Origin of the sequence: Anoxynatronum sibiricum (genome assembly GCF_039414295.1) — a bacterium.
GTDB lineage: Bacteria > Bacillota > Clostridia > Peptostreptococcales > Tindalliaceae > Anoxynatronum > Anoxynatronum sibiricum.
Genome location: NZ_JBCITM010000050.1, coordinates 1 through 913 on the forward strand (window position 1 = coordinate 1; position 913 = coordinate 913).

The 913-nt window shown below is 47.1% G+C and carries 1 protein-coding gene; it reads left to right on the forward strand.

Annotation, left to right across the window (positions count from 1 at the left end; translation table 11 throughout):
• On the forward strand, window positions 1-906 hold a 906-nt coding region (locus AAIG11_RS17885; protein WP_343187548.1), incomplete at its 5' end, for a transposase.
• Window positions 907-913 lie beyond the last annotated feature (7 nt).

Here is a 913-nt window from a genome sequence, read left to right on the forward strand (position 1 = left end):
TCAAAATACACAAACGAAGAAAAAGAAATGACCATCTCGGAAGACGAGTCCTTACTCGCACTGGTTAATGACAAAAGAGAAAGCAAAGGACAGAAACCTTTAAAGGCGGCAGCCGATAAAGTTGTCCGAAAGAACACCAAAATCAGCAAGACCGACCCTTCCAGCGGATACATGCACAGAGATCGCAAACCTGTCGGCTTTTACCACTTAATACACGGCACCGTTGATGGCGAGAACAACATCATCCTGGGAATCAACGTCACACCCGGCAACGTCCATGATTCCACGGTTTACATCGATAACCTGGATGAAATATTTGAAACACTGGAAATCATCCCCACCTATGTGGGAGCAGATGCAGGCTATTTTAACCTTAACGTATTAGAAGCCCTGGCGGAAAGAAACCTGACACCTGTCATTGGACCAAGGAAATATGCCGGTAAAAAGGGTAAGAAAAGCAAGTATTGGTTTGAGTATGACCCCGAACGGGATGAATACACCTGCTTTGAAGGACAGGTACTCAGGTATGTCACCACCACACGGGAAGGATATGTGGAGTACCGGAGTGATCCGGAAGTGTGCAGAAAGTGTCCCAAACGGGAAAAATGCCTTTATGAAAGCAATACCGATGGCGTCATAGAAGAAAACCAATCACGGACCATCAGGCGTCACATCAAAGAACACTATGCCGATGAAGTGAGAGCCTTCATGAAGACCCCGGAGGGGAAGGCTCTGTACCAGCGGCGTAAGGAGACTATTGAACGGGTCTTTGCAGATATGAAGGAGCTAAGTGGCATGAGGTACGCTCACTATCGTGGGTCAGAGGGAGTTAAGGCACAGGCGCTGTTAACGGCGACTGCGCTTAATGTGAAAAAAATCGCCACTATCCTTGATAATAGAGGATAGGAATACC